This is a genomic window from Halorubrum sp. Ea1 (assembly GCF_002252965.1).
GTDB lineage: Archaea > Halobacteriota > Halobacteria > Halobacteriales > Haloferacaceae > Halorubrum.
This window is the reverse complement of sequence record NZ_NHPG01000088.1, coordinates 1-17090: the sequence shown is the minus strand read 5'-3', so window position 1 is coordinate 17090 and position 17090 is coordinate 1. Positions and strand designations below refer to the sequence as shown.

The following is a 17090-nucleotide window of genomic DNA, read 5'->3' as shown; positions in this document are numbered from 1 at the left end:
GTCTCGTAACGGCGTTTCAGGCCCGGAACCGCGACGCCTCCGAGTCGGTGAGTCCGCCGAGGCGCGCCTCGTGGGCCCCGTCGAGCGTGTACACGTCGGGGCGGTACCGGATCTCCTCGGTCACCCCGTGGGCCTCCCCGAGCCGTCGGCGGACGCGGTCGACGTCCTCCCGGTCGAAGTAGTTCGGAGTGAACACGAGCACGGCGTGGTCCGTCTCGCCGAAGGCCTCGCGGCCCGCCCGCGTCGTGACCTTCGCGTCCCAGAACCGCTCGGCCGCGACGTCGTCGACCACCGCCTCCCAGAGGTCGTCGACCGTCTCCGCCGGTCGCTCGACGAGCCACTTCCCGCTCAGATAGGTCGTTTCGAGCGCGAGTCGGTCGGCGTCGGCGACGGTCTCACCGTCTGCCGGGAGCGTCGTCCGCCCTCCATCGTCGACCGACGGCAGGTCCGCCTCCGTCGTCGCCGCGGGCCGCGTCACGCCGTGTCTCGGGAAGTAGCTGTCGCGGGCGTTCCGCGGGAACCCCGTCACGTGCTTGACCCGGAGCCAGTGCCACCCCGCCTCGTCGATCTCGGTCGGCGCGCGATCGGTGACCATGTCTCTGCTTGCGTGCCCCGAGAGAAAACGCTCCCGCCGAGAGAGACCGGGCCGCCCGAGCGGCCGCCGTCCTCAGAGACGCCGGAAGTCGCCGAGCCGCGTCCCGTTCAGGAGGTACGCGTCGCCGGCCGGCAGCGCGTCCGGGAGGAACGGCGCGAGGAACGACTGCCCGTCGACGTTGACCCACGTCCCGCCGGAGCGCTCGTTGAACGCCGGGAAGACGACGAGCTCGGGCGGGTCCCCGTCGGCGACCGCCGCCGACCCGCCGTCTCCGACGAACGCCGCCGGATCGAGCCGGCCGCGGAGCCACGCCCGTTCGACGCGAGAGCCGCCGACTGAGTCCTCTAGGCGCACCTGCGGGTGTTCGTGGCCCATGCACACCACGTCCGCGTCGAGCAGCGCCGGGTCGGGCCACGTGTGGCCGTGGAGGACGGCGACGCCGCCGCTCCGGCGTCGGCTCGCTTCGTCGCCGCCGGCGACCCCGCCGAGCAGCCCGCCGCCGGCCCCGATCACGTCGAGGTCGTCGGCGAACGCCTCCGCGACCCCCGCGTCGTGGTTCCCCTCGACGAGCGTCATCGGGACCCTGTCGGTCACCGCGCGGACCAGGGCCTCCAGCTCCTCGTGCTCCTCGCCCTCCGGCGCCGCGATGCGGTGCGCGAGGTCGCCGAGGACGACGAGCCGGTCGGCGTCGGTCTCCGCGAGGAGGCCGCAGAGCCGCTCCCGGCGCTCGTCCGCTCGGTCGTCGAGCTCGACGCCGCGCTCGTAGCGGAGGCCGACCTCGATGCCGGCGTGGACGTCGGCGACGAGCAGCGCGCGCTCGCCGCCGAGGTCGGCCACCGCGGCGGGCTCGCCGACGACCGGCTCGACGCCAGGCGACGCGCCCCGCGCCATCAGATCGGCTTGAGCACGCCGTCGCCGGGTTCGTAGCACTTCCCGCTCATCAGCGCGTCCTGGATCGCGTCCTCGACCGCGTCGGCGGCGACGCCGTGTTCGTCGACCACGCGGTCGACGACCGCCTCGCGGTCGGCGCCGTCGCCGTCGTCGAGCGCGCCCATGGCGTCGATGACGGCGTCCTCGAGGTCGACGTCCTCGCCGCCGTCGTCCGATCCATCGTCCGATCCATCGTCCGATCCGTCGGCCGCGTCCGTCTCGTCGCCTCCGGCCGCCCCACCGGTCGCGTCGTCATCCGCCTCCGCTTCGACGGGGTCGGCGTCGAGGTCGGCCGCCGCGGCGCCTTCCGGCGTCTCCTGTAGCTCCTCTGGGTCCGGCACGTCGATGTCGGCCTCCCCGGGCTCGTCGACCTCGGAGCCGGTCGCGAAGTCGGTGCCGAACTCGGACTCGATCTCCTCGCGCTCCGTCTCGTCGAGCTCGTACATCTCGTCGCCCGCGGCGCCGACGTCGTCCGAGCCCGCCGGGGCCTCCGCGTCGTCGGCCCCCTCGTCGACGTCGATGGGCTCCTCGGCGTCGATGTCGGCCTCGCCGGCGTCGATGTCGGACTCCCCGTCGCCGGTCTCGAAGTCGCCGAGTCCGCCCTCTCCGACGTCGGAGGCGGCGGACGCCGCGGTGTCGTCGCTCGCGTCGGTCTCGTCGACATCCGCCGTGCCGCTCTCGGCCGATGTGGTCGCGTCGCTTTCCGTGGAGGTGGTCGCGTCGCTCTCGGCGGGGGTGGTCGCAACCGTCTCGCTCTCCGAGACATCGGTCGCGCCGACCTCCTCGACCGAGTCGGCCTCGTCGCCGGCGTCGGCCGCGGTCCCGGTCGCGTCGACCGGCGCCGCCCCGGCCTCAGCGGTCGCTTCGGCCTCGACGCCCGCCTCGTCGGCTTCCGACGGCGCCGCGGCCCCGGTCGGGGCCTCGATCGTCACGTCGGTCTCCGGGAGCGCGCCGATGTCGCTCTCGCCGCCGGCGTCCGGGGCGAGGTCGAGCGTCCGGACCTCGTCGCGGTCGCCGGCGATCAGCTCCAGCGCGTCGACGGCGAGGCGCCGGACCGCCTCGACGTACGCCGTCGAGGTGTCGTAGTGGTCGATCGCCTTCGGGATCCCCGCCGCGAGCGACGCGGGCGCGCCGCCCGATTCGAGGGCCGCGCGGAGCTCGTCACCGCGGAGGTCGGCGTCGAGGGCCTCGGCGAAGACGGCGAGGCGGTCCAGCGTCGCCTCCGCGGCGGAGACGACCCAGCGGTCGCGGGTGTCCCCGTCGACCTCGTTCAGGCTCTCGGGCCGGACGGAGGTGAACACGCGGTCGGAGTCCTCCGGTTCGAAGGTGCGCGCCTTCCCCGTGAGCGCGACGAACGACGGCGGGTCGGCGCGCTCTAAGAACGCCTGCGCCTCTGGCTGGTACTGGCCGGCGTAGGTGACGAAGGCGCCGGAGGGGTCGACGACGCGCCCGCGGCGCGTCTCGTCGTTCACGCGCTCGACTTCGGTGAGCACGCCGGCGACGAACAGGCGGTTCACGCGCTCTCCCGTCGGCGTGACCACGTAGTTCGGGGCGCGCTCCTCGTCGCTCTCGGAGTAGGAGAGGGAGGCGTCGTCGAACTCGGCGGCGAACGCCCGGCGGGCGACCTCGCGGGCGCCCGGCCCGTCGTCGCTCATTCGGCCACCTCCGCGAGCGCGGCTCGGGCGTGCTCGGCCGGGTCGTCGTCCGCGAGTTCGAACTCGACCGCGTCGAGGTTGGCGCCGTAGTCGTCGACCGAGAGGTTGCCGCGGACGCGGTAGGCGCGCCCGACGAGCGAGTCGGCGATCTCCTCGGCGACGACCTCCTTGTCCATCGCCTCTTTCGCGGCGTCGAGGGCGTCGTCGAGGCCGCCGCCGTACACTTCCGCGGTGAGCTCGTCGTCGAGCACGACGGTGACGGTGTCGGTGCCGTCGTCGAGGATTGCCTTCACGCGCAGGTCGTCCTCGCCGTCCACGTCGCCGTGGCTCCGGCACTGACCGTTCTGGACCACGCGGCCGCACTCCGGGCAGCGCTCGATGAGCCCGGAACCGTCGCGGATCTCCAAGACGTTCCCGACGACTTCGACGTCGAACATCCCGCCCGAGTCGACCGCCTCGCCGACCGAGAGGCGGGGGGCGTCCTCGGCGACCTCGACCGGGTCGGGAAGCGGCGTCACCGTCGAGAACTCCGTGAGGTTGAGCGAGGGGACGCCGCGGAACTCGCGGACGTACACGTCCTCGATCCGGAGGTCGGCGCCCGGCTCCATCTCGGGCCGCGGCTGCCAGTCGGTGAAGGGGAGCCTCGCGGTCGCGTCGCCGACGACGCCCTCGAGGATATCGGTCTCGCCGTCGCGCCCGGAGATCGTCTTCTCGTCGACCTCCAGCACGCGGACCTCGACGTTGCGCCCGCGGTCGCCCGCGCTGATGTCGACGAGGTTCCGGTCGCCGCCGACCTCGCGGTCGACATCGACCGGCTCGTCCGCGATGGCGACGGTGGTGGAGTCGTTGAGGTTGAGCTCCGGCTCGCCCTCCCACTCCCGGACGCCGGCGTTGCCGATCGTCAGCGAGTCGCCGGGCTCGAACCCGAAGTCCTGCCAGGCGGTGTAGGAGATGACGCCCGTCTCGTCGGCGACCTCGCCCTCGCGGATCGTGAGGTCGTCGCCCTGGTACCGGATCGTTCGGGTCCCCTGCGTGAGCACCTTGACGGTGACCGTCACGCCGTCGTTGTCGGTGGTGATCTCGCCCACGTCGACCGCGTCCGGCGTCGGCGTCGAACCCCCGCCGCCGCCGCCGTGTTTTCGCCGGACGCTCTGTTTCGCCTCGTCGATCGGGACGCTGTACTCCAGCAGGTTCTCCAGGTCGGCTTTGACCTCCTCTTTGTCGACGCCGAGGTCGGAGGCGAGCTCCTCGGCATGGCTGTTGACGTCCATCGAAGTCGACTTCGACGCGACCGCACAAAAGGATTCACCACCCGGGAACGGTCGGGGGGCGCGGGGCGACACGGTCGGTCCGCTCGAAGTGTCCCCGGCGACGGGCGGGCGCTCGCGCCGGTACTGCTAAACCGTCCCCGTTCGCAACGTGAGACATGGACGAGATAGACGTCGACGCGCGCGTCACGGGGGAACGAACCGTCATCGACGTGACCGGGACCCGCGACGTCGCGGTCGTCGTCCGCTCCGACGGCGGCGAGCGGATCTACCTCCCACCCGAGAGCTTCGACGAGCCCGTGTCGGGGTCGCCGTACACCTCGCCGTATCAGGGTGCGAGCGGAGTCGACGGCGAGGAGAGCCCATACGGCGGCACTTCCGGCAGCACCCGCGGCGTGGTCGAGACGGCCGAGGGGTTCCGTATCAGCCACCCCGAGCCGGCGACCGAGTTCGACGTGTACCGCCGCGACGAGGAGTAGGCCGGATCGAGAGGGTCGGACCGCGCTCTACGCCACGTCCTCGTACACCGCCAGCGTGTCCTCCGCCACGTCCAGCCACTCCCGACGCTCGTACTGCGGCGGCTCCTCGCGGTCGAGCGCCTCGATGAGGCCGTCGACGATCGACTCCGAGTCCGTCTCGACCTCCACGAGACAGCCGTCGGGGAGCACCTCGGCGACGCCCGAGGGCGTCGCGACGACCTGCGTCCCCGCCTCCAGCGCCTCCGTGATCGTGATCCCGAACGGCTCCGCGTACGAGGGGGAGACGAACGCGTCCGAGGCGGCGTAGTAGTCGCCCAGTTCCGCCTCGGGGACGTAGCCGACGAACTCGACGCGGTCCTCGATACCGAGGAGCTCAGCGAAGCGCTTCAGCTGCTCCGTCTGGTGGCCCGACCCGCCGACGACGAGGGTGACGTCGCGCCCGCGGAGCTTCTTCATCGCGTACAGCAGGTGGGAGATCCCCTTCTGGTCGGTGTGTCTGCCGACGAAGAACAGCATCTCGCCGTCGATATCGAGGTCCTCACGGACGTCCTTGCCCGAGAACTTCGGCGTCGAGAAGCCGTTGTACACGACGCGGGAGTCGGCGTCGTACAGCTCTTTGATGTCCCCGCGGACGATCTCGCTGACGGCGATGTTCGTGTCGGCGGCGTTCGCGAGCCGGCGCTCGGTCTCGACCTCGCGCGTGGGGGGGTCGATGTTGCGGTCGCTCGCCAGCGAGTGGAACGACGAGACCCACGTCGCGTCCGACGCGCGGGCGGCCTGCCGCCCCGGCGCGTAGCCGAACCAGTCGTGCGTGTGGATCACGTCGTGGTCGGGCGCCAGCTCGGCGAACCGGTCGCTGAGGCGCTCGATGCGGGCGGCGATGTCTCCGTCGCCCGTCTCCACGGGTTCGAGGCCCGGCTCGTCGTCCGGCGCGAACTCGGCGGGCAACACGAGAGTGGCCTCCACCCCGAGGTCGTCGCGGAGCCCGGAGAACAGTTCGCCGACGTGGACGTCGAGCCCGCCGGTGATGTTCGGCGGGTACCCCCATCCCAGCATGAGTACGCTCGGTGGCATACCTGCCCGTTTCTGGACTCGGCACTTAGGTATGCCCCTCGTCCGGCGGGGCGAGCGGCTTCGAGGCGACGGAACGAGACGAAAAGACGCTCGGGGGTCGCGGAAAAAACCGGTTCAGGCGGCTCGCACGGCGTCGCGCAGCGCGCCCGTCCGGTCGGTGATCGCCGCCGCGGCGTCGGCGAGCAGGTCGAGCGGGTCGTCGGACTCGGACTTCACCGTCAGCACCGGCTCCGTCTGGCCGCCGGACTGTTCGGGATTCATGTCGTAGGTCGCGGCCGCGACGCCGTCCGTCTCCAGGAGGACGCCCTTCAGCACGTTCATGAACGTGTGATCCTCGCCGGCGATCTCGATGCGGAGTTCCGTGTCGGTCTTCTCGATGACCCGCAGTTCCATACTCGTGGGGTCGGGCGAGCGGCGTTTCAAGCTTTCGTCTCCCGGATATCGGAGGATGCGGACGACCCGCACGCGACTCGAACGCGCCCCGGCCGAGACCCGAACACGCCCCGAACGCGACCCGAACGCGCCCCGAACGCGACCCGCGAAGAACCCGAACGCGTATGTCGCCGGCGTCGATCGACGGCATATGCGACTCCGACGACTGTCGGCCACCCGGGCCGCCGCGGCGCGGTACGTCGCCGAGCTGTGGCTCCCGTATCACCGCGACCTCGCCGAGCGCGTCGACGGGCACGCCCTCGCCGACCGGCCCGAGGGGGAGCTGATCGCCGAGGAGACCGACTTCCGGCTCGATCGACTCCGCGAGGACGACTACCGGCTCTGGGTGGTCTCGGTCGCCGCCGCCGGCGGATCGGACGAGCCGGTCGACGCCGCGGCGCTCGATTCCGAGGGGCCAGGGGCGCTCGATCCCGCGGCCCCCGCGGCTCCGGGCGTCCCCGGCCCGGACCGCGACCTCGTCGCGTTCGTCTCGACCGGCGTCGACGCCTGTCCCGTCGTGTTCGACCGCCCCGACCGGCTCGTCGTCGGGGACCTCTACGTCTCGGCGGCGTTCCGCGGCACCGGGCTCGCCGACCGACTGATGGAGCGCGCGGCGATCGACGCCCGAGAGCGGGACTGCGAGGAGCTCCGGCTCGACGTCGACGCCGACAACGAGCGGGCGCTGGCGTTCTACGAGAAACAGGGGTTCGAGGCGTACCGCGAGCGGCTGACGCGTCCCGTGGAGTGAGCGGTTGCTCGTGAAGCTTCGCTCGGTGGGTTCGGTGCTGACTCTACGATGACCTCCTCCGAAGCTCTCGTTGCGACCGCACCGCGACCTCACGCCTCCCCAGCCTCGCCGCTCGCTCCGGGCTCCCGCCGGTCGCCCACGTCGCTCACGGCGTCCCTCGCGCGTGCTCCTCGTGGCCTGTCGGCCACTCGGAGGCACGCGCCACCGCGGCTCTTCTATACGTAGGGCCGTGGCACAACGCGCCGTCCGTCTCGCGCCGGCGCCGCGGCTAGGCGATTTATAAACGGAAAAGTCGCACGGGGTCGTCTGACGGGGCGTTACTCGTCGGCGTCGACCGCCACTTCGTCGGCGTCGACGTCGACGGCGGCCTCCTCCTCGGCGGCGACCTCGCGCGGCCGCGCCTCCAGCGTCAGCTTCTGGACCTCGACGCGGCGCAGCGGGTAGATCAGCTTCGCCTCGCCGTAGATGGCCGAGGAGAGGTTCCCCTCGACGATGGCGTCGACGAACTCCACGAAGGTGCGCTCCTCGGCGGCCGCGTGGACCTTGTCGATCATGACGCGGCGGATCGCCTTCTCCTGGGAGCGGTCGGCCTTCTTGGTCGTCAGCGCCACGGGCTGGACGCGGATGCGGTAGTCGTCCGTCGTCAGCACCGTGATCGACGCCTCGACCTTGGAGGCGCCGCGGCGGACGAGCGAGCGCAGGTAGTCCCGGGTGAGCTCGTAGGTGATGAACTCGGTGTACGCCGTGTCGCTGCCGACGTCGGTGATCTTGAACGTCAGCTTGGTGTTGTTCGCGCCGGAGTCGCCGGTGAGCTCGCCGAGCGTCGTCGTGATCGTGCGGCCGACGACCTGGTCGGGCTCCTCGGCGAGGGTCTCGCCGAGCTCCTGCCGGTCGAACTGTTCGGGCGCCAGCACGGTGTACCAGCGCTTCTGTTCTCTGCTCTTGGATACGGATCGTTCGCTCATGTGTTGGTGGTGTCGCCGTTGGTGTCGGAGCGGCGCCCTCCGTCGTCGGCCGCGAGGTGCGTCCTCGCGCGCTCGACGATTCGATCTGCGACGCGTGCGTTCACGACGTGGTCGTCCACGGTCGACCGCAGTCCGCCGGTCGTCGGCCGCTCGATCGCGCACTCGATCGCGTCGCCGTCGACGCGGGTGGCCATCGAGTCGGTCTCGTCTGGGGCGAGCGCGGCGGCGACGAGGGCGGCGTCGGCGTGGGTCGTCCGGACGGTCGCCGTCCGGGTCGCCCCGTCGCCACGGGGGTCGTCCCCGCTCATAGCGCCTCCCTGAGCGCGGCGAGCGCGCCCGTGATGTCGCCGTCGGTTTCGGTTCCGCCGCCCTCACCGCCAGCGCCGACCGCGAGCCCGCCGCGCTCGGCGGTCCCCCAGCCGTCGCCGTCGAACTCGGTCGCGACCGACCGACAGGCGTCGCCGAGCCCGAGGGGCTCGACCGCCGCCGCGGCCAGCCGACCGGCCGTCTCGTCGACCGCGACGGCGACCGGCTCGGGCGACCGGAAGTCGCGGGCGAGCCGGGCGACGGTCGGGAGGACGGCGGCCGCGTCGCGCGCGGCGGCGCCGTCCTCGTCCGGGTCGCTCCCCGCGAGGTCGACGCGGACGACGACGCAGCCGTCGTACCGGCCGGTCGTCGCGGCGTCGAGCGCGCGGTGCGCCGCCAGCCCGTGGGACCGCCACGCGTCGAGCGCGGCGGTCCGCAGGTCGTCGCTCGGCTCGGGGTCGAGCGCCAGCGCGACCCCCGTTCCGGGGGCCTCGCGGGCGAGCGCCTCGAGGACGTCGGCGTAGCCGCCGACCGTCTCGAACGGGCCGTCCGCCGCGTACGGGCGCAGGGCGCGCTCGACCGCCGAGGCGGCCCGCGCGCTGCCCCCGTCCGCGTCCGCGACGTCGACGGCGACCAGCGACGCGAGGCGTCGGTGGGCGTCGTCGTCGAGGGCGGCCGGGAGCCCGAGCTCAGCGAGTGCGGCTCGCGCGCTCTCGGGGTCGCCGGAGTACGGCGTCCGGACGAGCGTCGAGGCCGCGACTCCGTCCGCGAGGTCCGCGGTCGGAATCGCGACGCCGGGTCGCCGGCGGACGCGCTCCGACGCCTCGGCGGCGTCGAGCGCGTCGCCGGAGCCGTCCGTTCCGGGGACGGAGCCGGCCGCGACGACGCCCGCGAGGGCGACGACGGGGTCCGGCTCGACGCCGAGCGCGCGCGAGACCGCGAACGCGTCCGTGCTCGCCGGGCGTCCGGCGCCCGGGATCGCGTGCGGACCGCGGGCGGCCCCGACGGTCACCGAGACGCCGTCGTCGGCGTCGCCGGGAACCGGGTCGGTCGAGACTCGGACTTGGAACGGCGTGCCGACGGCTCGCAGCGCCCGGGCGAGCAGCCCCGCGGCTGCCAGCGCGTCGCCGTCGTCGGTCGCGACGAGCCGGGCGAACGGCGCGTCGGCGAGGACGTCGGCGAGGGCGTCGGGGGCGGGCGTGGCGGTCGTCGCTTCGGTCATGGGTCGGGTGGTGCTGTCGTGGATCGGTCGTGGGCGGTTCGTCGGTCGCGGGCGGTTCGTCGGTCGCGGGCGGTTCGTCGCCCGTTCAGCGCGTCGCGTCGTCTTCGGTTCCGCGTCGGTTCCTCGGAGCGTCGCGCGGCGTCGTTACTCGTCGCCGACCAGTTCGGCGGCGCGCTCGTAGGTGTACGTGAACTCCTCGTCGATCTCGTCGCCGCGGTAGTAGTTCGCGAGGCGGCGGATCTTCGACTCGGTGTTCTGGAGCGCGCGCTTGTTCTGGTAGTCCTGGCCGTTCTCCGCCATGTGCTCGCGGAGGCGGACGGCGCGTTCCATCAGCTTGCGGAGGTCCTCGGGGTACTCCGCGGCGGCGTCGTGCTCCTCGAGGATCTCGGTGAGCTTCTTGCCGGTCGCCAGCTTCACGTCGGGGACCGGAACGCCCTTGACGCCCTCGTCACGCAGCTTGAGGCCGATGACGCTGGGGTCGTGGCCCTGCTCCGCCAGTTCGACGACGCGGGACTCGATGTCCTCGGCGTCGACGTCGCTCCACTCCGGATTCTCGTCCGTCGCCGGCTTGTCCGAACCGGACGAACCGCGACGGCGCGTGTGCATTCGTGCCATTGTCTGAAATTGGAACGGCACAACCACAACGTGACCGCGGCTCCGCGCGGCGCGGCTGTCGAGGGCTCGCATCGAGCGAGCGGTCCCGCGGCCCGATCCGCGCGAGCGGACCGGCCCGAGCCGCGACGCCGGAGGCGTCGGTGCACTGCTACATTCCCAAGCCGCGGGCGAAGAGGCCCCGGCGCGTCGGATCTGCAGCTGTGCTGTTCCCATCCATAACCTCGCCGTCGGGGTTCTTAAGCGTGTTCTTGTGGACCGCGACGCGTCCGGGACGGAATCGACCGACCGTCTGGCACGCGGCGTGAGAAAGGAGGATTTAGGTGGGTCGTCGGTCACCGGCCGCGTAGGAACGTCACATGATCGATCCACAAGACGACGATTCGGCGGATCGCGTCGACGACGAACCGCCCGACGACGTCCAGCCGGACCGCGTACCGCCGGACGGTGCACCGCCGAGCGGCGGTCGCGAGTCGGCCGGCGACCCGGTCCTCGTCGCCGACGGCGGGTTCGGCGACGAGTCCGGAGCGACGAACGAGCCCCGGATCAGCTTCTACGGCGGGAAGTGGGCGAGCACGATCCCGCTCGCCTTCTTCATCGTCTGGGCCATCTTCCAGAGCGGCGTCCTCGGGATCGGCGACACGAACGGCCTCGTCATCGGCGCGCTCGTCGGGACTATCCTCGGGATGTTCTTCGCGCGAGGCGACTGGAAGACGTACGCCGACACCATCTTCGAGGGGATGACCCAGCGCGTCGCCGCGACCGCGATCGTGGCGTGGCTGTGGGCCGGCATGTTCGCCGACACCCTGCAGGTCGGCGGATTCGTAGAGGGGCTCATCTTCGCCGCGAACGCGCTGAACGTCGGCGCGGCGACCTTCCCGGCGGCCGCGTTCGTCCTCTGCGGCCTGCTCGCGACCGGGATCGGGACGGGGTACGGGGCCACTATCGCGTTCGTCACCCTGTTCTTCCCGGCCGGCGTGCTGATCGGCGCGAACCCGGTGCTGCTGTTCGCCGCGATCCTGTCTGGCGCGGTGTTCGGAGACAACCTCGCGCCCGTCAGCGACACGACGATCGTGAGCGCGGTGACGCAGGACGCCGACATCGGCGGCGTCGTCGCCTCGCGGTTCAAGTACGCGATCGCGGCGGCGATCCCCGCCTTCGCCGCGTACCTGATCGCGGGGTCGATCATGTCCGGCGTGAGTCTGGAGGGTGCCGTCGCGCTCCGCGAATCCGCGAACGCACTCGGGCTGGTCCACCTGGTCTCGATGGGAACCGTCATCCTCACGGCGGTCGCCGGGCGTCACATCGTCGAGGCGATCTCGTGGGGACTCGTCGTCGCCGTCGCGTTCAACCTCGCGTTCGGCCTCTCGTCGGTGAGCGACGTCCTCGTGTTCACGGTGCCCGAGGCCGGAACGTTCAGTTCGCTCCCGTTCGTCGCGGTCGGCGAAACCGCGGGCGTGGGCGGGAGTCTGTACACGGGCGCGACCGGGTTCTTCCCGCTCATCGTGCTGACCCTCCTGATCGTGGCGATGGCGCAGATCATGATCCGCGGCGGCGGGTTCGCGGCGATTCAGGAGTTCCTGCTCAACTCCGTCGCGACCAACGTCCGCCGCGCTGAACTGACGATGGTCCTCGGCACGGCGACGATCAACGGAATGATCACGATCAACACGGCCGCGGAGATCGCGATCGCGCCGTACATCGCGCGGATCGGCGAGAAGTTCAACATCAACGGCTACCGGCGCGCGAACATCTTGGACGCCAACACCTCGGCGCTCGGGTACATCTTCCCGTGGGCCGGCGGCGTCCTCGTCGGCTACCAGGTGATGGTCGGACCCGGCGGGCTCGGCGAGCAGTACGGGGCGGAGATGGTCGTCAACCCGATCGAGGTGGTGCCGTACGTGTTCCACGGCTGGTTCCTCGTCATCGTCTTCCTGCTGGCCGCGATCACCGGCTTCGGGCGGGAGTACATCCCCGACCGGATCTCCGAGGAGGTGTCGCGCGCATGAGCCGCTTCGAGAAGTTCCTCGCCGGGTGGTCGTTCCGGGGGTCGACACCCGACTACGAGCCCGGCGACGTGCTCGAGGTGATGGTCACCGGCGACGCGGGCGGCGAGACGGTCGCCCGCATCGGCGACTCGACGCTCCGGATCGAGGACGCGCCCGACGACGCGGTAAACACTCGCATTCGGGTCGCGGTCGAGACGTGGGACGAGACGGCCCACCGCGGCACCGGAACCTACCGCGAGACGGTCGGCGGGAGCGCGTTCTGACCGCCCCGGACCGGGGCGCTTTTTAAGACGACCGCCGAAGAAACGAGCGTGCTATCGGTCGAGCTCCACGCGCACTCCGCGCTGTCCTACGACGGCCGCGACCCGGTCGACCTCCTGTTGGAGCAGGCGGCCGCGGTCGGGCTGGACGCGCTCGCCGTCACGGACCACGACGAGATCGACGCCAGCATCGAGGCGGCCGAGAAGGCCCCCGAATACGGGCTCGTCGGCATCGTCGGCATGGAAGTGACCTGCGCGGTCGGTCACGTGCTCGCGTTCGGCATCGACGAGCGCGTCGAGAGCGGGCTCCCCTTCGACGAGACGCTCGACCGCATCCGCGATCAGGGCGGGATCGCGGTCGTCCCCCACCCCTTCCAGAAGTCCCGCCACGGCGTCGCCGCCCACATCACCGACGACCAGCTCGCCGGCGCCGACGCCATCGAGGTGTACAACTCCCGGCTGTTCACGGGGCGCTCGAACCGGCAGGCGGAGAAGTTCGCGATCCGGAACCGGCTCCCGATGACGGCCGGCAGCGACGCTCACATCTCGGAGATGGTCGGCCAGGCGGTGACCGAGGTCGGCGCCGACGAACACTCGGCCGACGCGATCCTCTCCGCGATCCGCGACGGTCGGACCAGCGTCGTCGGGAAACGGACCCCGTGGCGCATCTCGCTCCGCCAGTTCGGCGGCGGCGCGAAGCGCCGCGCGCTCCGCGCGCTCGACGCGCTGCGGTAGACCGCGATGGCAGAACTCCCCTCCGCCGACCTGCGCGGGACGTCGCCCGACCGCGTTCGCGACGCCCTCCGCGACGGCGATCCCCTCCCCGGCGGGCGCGGCTTCGCGGGCCGTCTCCTCGACGCGCCCGGCCGCGACGGGCCGGTCCTCGTCCGGGACGTCCTCGGGCGCCAGCCGCTGTTCGTCGAGCGCGAGGCGATCGATCCCGTGACCGCCGGCGCCCCGGCCGGCCACGGACCGACCGACCCGGACGCGTGGAGCTTCTCGCGGACCGCCCTCGACGACCCGACGCCGGTTCCGCCGGGGAGCGTCGCGTCCGCGATCGGGGTCGAACGCGTCTGGTCCCTCCCCGACGAGGCGCCGGCGGCCCCGGGTCCCGCGCAGGCGGCGGTCGACGACGCGGTCGACGCCGCGCTCGGTGGGCTCGAAGCCGAACCCGGCCGACTCGCGGTCGCCTTCTCCGGCGGCGTCGACTCCGGGCTCGTCGCCGCCGGCGTCCCCGACGCCCCCTGCTACGTCGCCGGCTTCGAGGGGTGTCACGACGTCGCGGCCGCACGCGAGGCGGCCGCGGCGATGGACCGCGAGCTCCGCGTCGTCGAAATCACCCACGAGGAGCTCCTGCGCGCCGTCCGGGCGGTCGCCGACGCGACGGGGCGTCGCAACCCGATGGACCTCGCGATCGCGGTGCCGCTGTACCTCGCGGCCGAGGCGGCCGCGGCCGACGGGGTCGATCGGCTCGCGGTCGGGCAGGGCGCGGACGAGCTGTTCGGCGGGTACAGCAAGGTCGTCGACCCGGCGACCGACGACCGCGTCGAGGCCGACACCGTGCGGGGCGCGCGGACCGAGACCGTCCGGACACTCCCCGGCCAGCTGGAACGCGACGTGCTCGCGCTCCGCGCGGCCGGGGTCGAACCGGTCGCGCCGCTGCTCGACGACCGCGTGGTCGCGGCCGCCCTCGCGCTCCCCGGCCAACTGCTCGCGAGCGACGGGGAACGGAAGGTCGCGCTCCGACGGGCGGCGACCGGTCGCGTGCCGGAGTCGGTCCGGACGGCCGACAAGAAGGCGGTCCAGTACGGGACCTACGTCTCTCGGGAGCTCGACCGCCTCGCGCGACGGGCCGGGTTCAAGCGGCGCATGGACGACCACGTCGGGCAGTACCTCGACGACCTGCTGGCGGGCGACTGACGCCGCTCGCGCCGTCGCCGACGGGGCGACTCGACGGCGCGGCCGCTCCGCGACTGAGTTATTCCGTCGGAAAACGGCCCGTGAGGGCCGCTGCTGACCAAGCCGCCGTATGGAGTACCAGTCCTACGGCCGACGCCCGATCGTTCGGGCGTCTGGTGACGAATAACGGGGACCGGTATAAAATTCGGGGAGTAGTGACAAATATGGCTGGCGCGGTAGAGGTATAGCTGACGATCGGGCACCGAATCGCCGCCCTCTATTCGGATGTGCCGATCCACACGTCGGAGGAGGGCCGAAACCGCACGCGTATCCGGCCGACGGTCGACGCGCGATCCGACGGTTGACGCGCGATCCGACGGTTGACGCGCGGTCCGACGGCCGACGCGCGATCCGATCGACTCCGCCTGGGTCGGCGCGACTCGCTCACCGAACGAGGTACGGGTCGCTCCCCGCGATGAAGCGTCCGAGGTCGCTCTCGCGACGGAAGTCCGTCGACCGCAGCTCCCGGAGGGCGTCGACGAGCCGTTCGGCGTCGCCCGCCGCCCACTCGGCCGGGTCCTTGACCGGGAGGACGAGCCACCCGGAGCCGAGGAGCTCCTCGCCGTGGAGCGCGTCCATGTCGATCTCGGTCTTCCACGCCCGCGCCGTGTACTGCTCGAGGACGTGTGCGGTCGCCCGGGCGCCGACCGGGAGGAGGACGTGCGCGGCTATCGCGCGGAGTTCGGCGTCGAAGAAGCGCTCCATGTCGTCGTACGACGCTTCGGTCGGCTCGCCGTCGGGCACGCACATGTGGAGGTACGAGAAGTACGTGCGCTCGGTGCGGAGCGGTTCGAACTCCGCGTCTCCGTCCGATCGCCCCCCGTTCGCCGCGATCTCGTTACTCGTCGCCGGCGCGGCTTCGTCGGTCGTCGCCGGCGCGGTCCCATCGGTCCCGCTCGTACCGTCCGGCGCCGCGCCCTCGGCGATCCCCGCGAGCAGTCCCCCCTCGGTCAGCGCCGAGAGGAACGCCGGCGACCACGGCTCGCCGGTGAACGGGATTCTCGTCTCGACGCCGCCGTGGATGTCAGGGCGGTCGCCGACGACGTGGAAGTCGGCGTTGGCGTCGCCGTAACCGGGGACGAACGACCGGCAGTCCGGGCGCATCCCGAAGGGGTTGCGCGTCCGGTCCGTAACGTTCTGCACGTCTCTCCGTACGCGACGCCCCGGATAAATCCCGTTCGGTCCGCGGCCGGAACGGGGTCCGCCGCCGCGTCTCGACGACGGTCGCGGGGACCCCTTCGCCCCCCGGATGCGAGGCGCACGAGGTGCGATGGTTACTCGTAACTTATGGAAACGAGCGGGGTTCACACCGCCGTGGATATGCCGATCGTGACAGTCCGCCGATTATATTTCATAATCGTTAATCTATGATACAAAAACGCATGACTGCGTCGGGGTAGCCGGTCAGCACGCGCCGGAAAGTATTTATATACAACTCCGTTCCGGTCGTTCGAAGACCCATGTTCGACCGCATCCGCTCGGCGGCCATCTTCGGGATCCACCAGGCGACCGTCGCGATTGGTATCTCGCTGTTCCCGGTGGCCGTCTTCGCCCGCACGCGCCTCGGTATCAACGTCCCCGTCGGCCGACTCGTCGAGACCACCGGCGAGGTGTACGAGCGCGTCGAGGAGTAGGCGACCGTTTTCGACCCGGACCGTCCGTTCCCATCGCCGAGCGACGGCGTTCGCGTCGGTTCGGCCGCCCGTTCGTCCCCGCTCGCTCTCCGTCTCACGTTCCGCGGAGCCGTGGCCTCGTCGCGACGATCGACCGACTCGACCGCGACGCGCGGGCCGCGACGGCCCGCGACGAATATGCCCGTCGGAACCGGCGGGCGGTCCCCGAAGGGTTGCCTTTATCTGCGCGCCGGGCCAACGAAGGCGTAATGCGAACACCGACTGGCGACCTCTCCGAGGGGACGGCCGACGAGCTGGGCCGCGACCAGCCCGTCTTCGGACCCGAGCTCGGCGAGTTCGAACACAGCGAGCGCCGCGCGGCGCAGGCCGACGGCGAGGGCGAGATGAAAACCGGGACGACGACCGTCGGCATCAGGACCGCGGACGGCGTCGTGATGGCGACCGACATGCGCGCCTCCCTCGGCGGCATGGTCTCCTCGAAGGACGTCCAGAAGGTCGAGGAGATCCACCCCCGCGGCGCCCTCACGATCGCCGGCTCCGTCTCCGCCGCACAGAACCTCATCTCCACGCTCAAGGCCGAGACGAGCCTCTACGAGACCCGTCGCGGCCAGGACATGTCGATGGAGGCGCTGTCGACGCTCACCGGGAACCTCCTCCGGACGGGCGCGTTCTTCATCGTCCAGCCGATCCTCGGCGGCGTCGACGACGAGGGCGCCCACATCTACTCCATCGACGCCCTCGGCGGCACCACCGAGGAGGAGTACACCGTCACCGGCTCCGGCTCCCAGTACGCCCTCGGTGTCCTCGAACAGGAGTACCACGACGACGTCACCGTCGACGAGGCGAAGACCATCGCCGCGAAGGCGATCCAGTCCGCCGTCGAGCGCGACCTCGCGTCCGGCAACGGCATCAACGTCGCCGTCGTTACCGAGGACGGCGTCG

The 17090-nt window shown here is 71.8% G+C and carries 19 protein-coding genes; 8 read left to right on the top strand and 11 right to left on the bottom strand.

Annotation, left to right across the window (positions count from 1 at the left end; translation table 11 throughout):
- Positions 1–16: 16 nt before the first annotated feature.
- The 4 genes from DJ73_RS10850 to DJ73_RS10835 all read right to left on the bottom strand — a co-directional run bounded on the left by DJ73_RS10850 (position 17) and on the right by DJ73_RS10835 (position 4451).
- On the bottom strand, positions 17–595 hold the full coding sequence (locus DJ73_RS10850; RefSeq protein WP_094557944.1) for a putative phosphothreonine lyase domain-containg protein: 579 nt from the start codon (positions 593–595) through the stop codon (positions 17–19).
- Positions 596–667: 72 nt separating this feature from the next.
- Complete coding sequence (locus DJ73_RS10845; protein WP_094557943.1) at positions 668–1486, bottom strand: metallophosphoesterase; 819 nt, start codon at positions 1484–1486, stop codon at positions 668–670.
- Complete coding sequence (locus tag DJ73_RS10840) at positions 1486–3180, bottom strand: hypothetical protein (protein ID WP_094557942.1); 1695 nt, start codon at positions 3178–3180, stop codon at positions 1486–1488. Before DJ73_RS10840 ends, DJ73_RS10845 begins: the two co-directional genes overlap by 1 nt.
- The gene (locus DJ73_RS10835) at positions 3177–4451 is read right to left on the bottom strand and encodes a Single-stranded DNA binding protein (protein ID WP_094524806.1); all 1275 of its coding nucleotides are present in this window, start codon (positions 4449–4451) and stop codon (positions 3177–3179) included. The genes DJ73_RS10840 and DJ73_RS10835 overlap by 4 nt, the downstream gene beginning before the upstream one ends.
- Before the next feature lie 155 nt (positions 4452–4606).
- Between DJ73_RS10835 and DJ73_RS10830 the strand changes: the two genes are divergently transcribed.
- Positions 4607–4927, top strand: a complete 321-nt coding sequence (locus DJ73_RS10830; protein WP_094524805.1) for a hypothetical protein — start codon at positions 4607–4609, stop codon at positions 4925–4927.
- 27 nt (positions 4928–4954) lie between these two features.
- On the opposite strand, the gene DJ73_RS10825 is transcribed toward DJ73_RS10830, so the two are convergent.
- Both DJ73_RS10825 and DJ73_RS10820 read right to left on the bottom strand, forming a co-directional pair.
- On the bottom strand, positions 4955–5983 hold the full coding sequence (locus tag DJ73_RS10825) for a glycosyltransferase family 4 protein (protein ID WP_094524804.1): 1029 nt from the start codon (positions 5981–5983) through the stop codon (positions 4955–4957).
- Positions 5984–6115: 132 nt separating this feature from the next.
- Positions 6116–6394 carry a DNA-directed RNA polymerase subunit L gene (locus tag DJ73_RS10820; protein ID WP_094524817.1) on the bottom strand — a complete coding sequence of 93 codons (279 nt, stop codon included), beginning with the start codon at positions 6392–6394 and terminating at the stop codon, positions 6116–6118.
- A gap of 190 nt (positions 6395–6584) precedes the next feature.
- Between DJ73_RS10820 and DJ73_RS10815 the strand changes: the two genes are divergently transcribed.
- A complete protein-coding gene (locus DJ73_RS10815) occupies positions 6585–7181 on the top strand; it encodes an N-acetyltransferase (RefSeq protein WP_094524803.1) in 597 nt (198 codons plus the stop codon).
- 317 nt (positions 7182–7498) lie between these two features.
- On the opposite strand, the gene DJ73_RS10810 is transcribed toward DJ73_RS10815, so the two are convergent.
- The 4 genes from DJ73_RS10810 to DJ73_RS10795 form a co-directional block, all read right to left on the bottom strand.
- A complete protein-coding gene (locus DJ73_RS10810) occupies positions 7499–8146 on the bottom strand; it encodes a 30S ribosomal protein S3ae (protein WP_094524802.1) in 648 nt (215 codons plus the stop codon).
- On the bottom strand, positions 8143–8454 hold the full coding sequence (locus DJ73_RS10805) for a KEOPS complex subunit Pcc1 (protein ID WP_094526691.1): 312 nt from the start codon (positions 8452–8454) through the stop codon (positions 8143–8145). The genes DJ73_RS10810 and DJ73_RS10805 overlap by 4 nt, the downstream gene beginning before the upstream one ends.
- A complete protein-coding gene (locus DJ73_RS10800; RefSeq protein WP_094557941.1) occupies positions 8451–9674 on the bottom strand; it encodes an exonuclease RecJ in 1224 nt (407 codons plus the stop codon). The genes DJ73_RS10805 and DJ73_RS10800 overlap by 4 nt, the downstream gene beginning before the upstream one ends.
- Before the next feature lie 144 nt (positions 9675–9818).
- Positions 9819–10289: a 30S ribosomal protein S15 gene (locus DJ73_RS10795; RefSeq protein WP_094524799.1), complete on the bottom strand. Its 471-nt coding sequence runs from the start codon at positions 10287–10289 to the stop codon at positions 9819–9821.
- Between the two features lie 356 nt (positions 10290–10645).
- On the opposite strand from DJ73_RS10795, the gene DJ73_RS10790 reads away from it, so the two are divergent.
- Genes DJ73_RS10790 through DJ73_RS10775 form a run of 4 tightly spaced genes read left to right on the top strand, consistent with a single transcriptional unit; the run spans position 10646 to position 14475 of the window.
- Complete coding sequence (locus DJ73_RS10790) at positions 10646–12295, top strand: Na+/H+ antiporter NhaC family protein (protein WP_094524798.1); 1650 nt, start codon at positions 10646–10648, stop codon at positions 12293–12295.
- On the top strand, positions 12292–12558 hold the full coding sequence (locus DJ73_RS10785; protein WP_094524797.1) for a hypothetical protein: 267 nt from the start codon (positions 12292–12294) through the stop codon (positions 12556–12558). The genes DJ73_RS10790 and DJ73_RS10785 overlap by 4 nt, the downstream gene beginning before the upstream one ends.
- Before the next feature lie 48 nt (positions 12559–12606).
- On the top strand, positions 12607–13290 hold the full coding sequence (locus DJ73_RS10780; protein WP_094526687.1) for a PHP domain-containing protein: 684 nt from the start codon (positions 12607–12609) through the stop codon (positions 13288–13290).
- Positions 13291–13296: 6 nt separating this feature from the next.
- Positions 13297–14475: an asparagine synthase C-terminal domain-containing protein gene (locus tag DJ73_RS10775; RefSeq protein WP_094557940.1), complete on the top strand. Its 1179-nt coding sequence runs from the start codon at positions 13297–13299 to the stop codon at positions 14473–14475.
- A gap of 423 nt (positions 14476–14898) precedes the next feature.
- Here the strand turns inward: DJ73_RS10775 and DJ73_RS10770 are convergent, their stop codons facing one another.
- Positions 14899–15657, bottom strand: coding sequence for a uracil-DNA glycosylase family protein (locus DJ73_RS10770; RefSeq protein ID WP_094557939.1), 759 nt, complete (start codon positions 15655–15657; stop codon positions 14899–14901).
- A gap of 317 nt (positions 15658–15974) precedes the next feature.
- On the opposite strand from DJ73_RS10770, the gene DJ73_RS20345 reads away from it, so the two are divergent.
- Together DJ73_RS20345 and psmB are read left to right on the top strand one after the other, a co-directional pair.
- The gene (locus tag DJ73_RS20345) at positions 15975–16148 is read left to right on the top strand and encodes a hypothetical protein (RefSeq protein ID WP_170938344.1); all 174 of its coding nucleotides are present in this window, start codon (positions 15975–15977) and stop codon (positions 16146–16148) included.
- Positions 16149–16396: 248 nt separating this feature from the next.
- On the top strand, positions 16397–17090 hold a 694-nt coding region (gene psmB, locus DJ73_RS10765), incomplete at its 3' end, for an archaeal proteasome endopeptidase complex subunit beta (protein ID WP_094557938.1).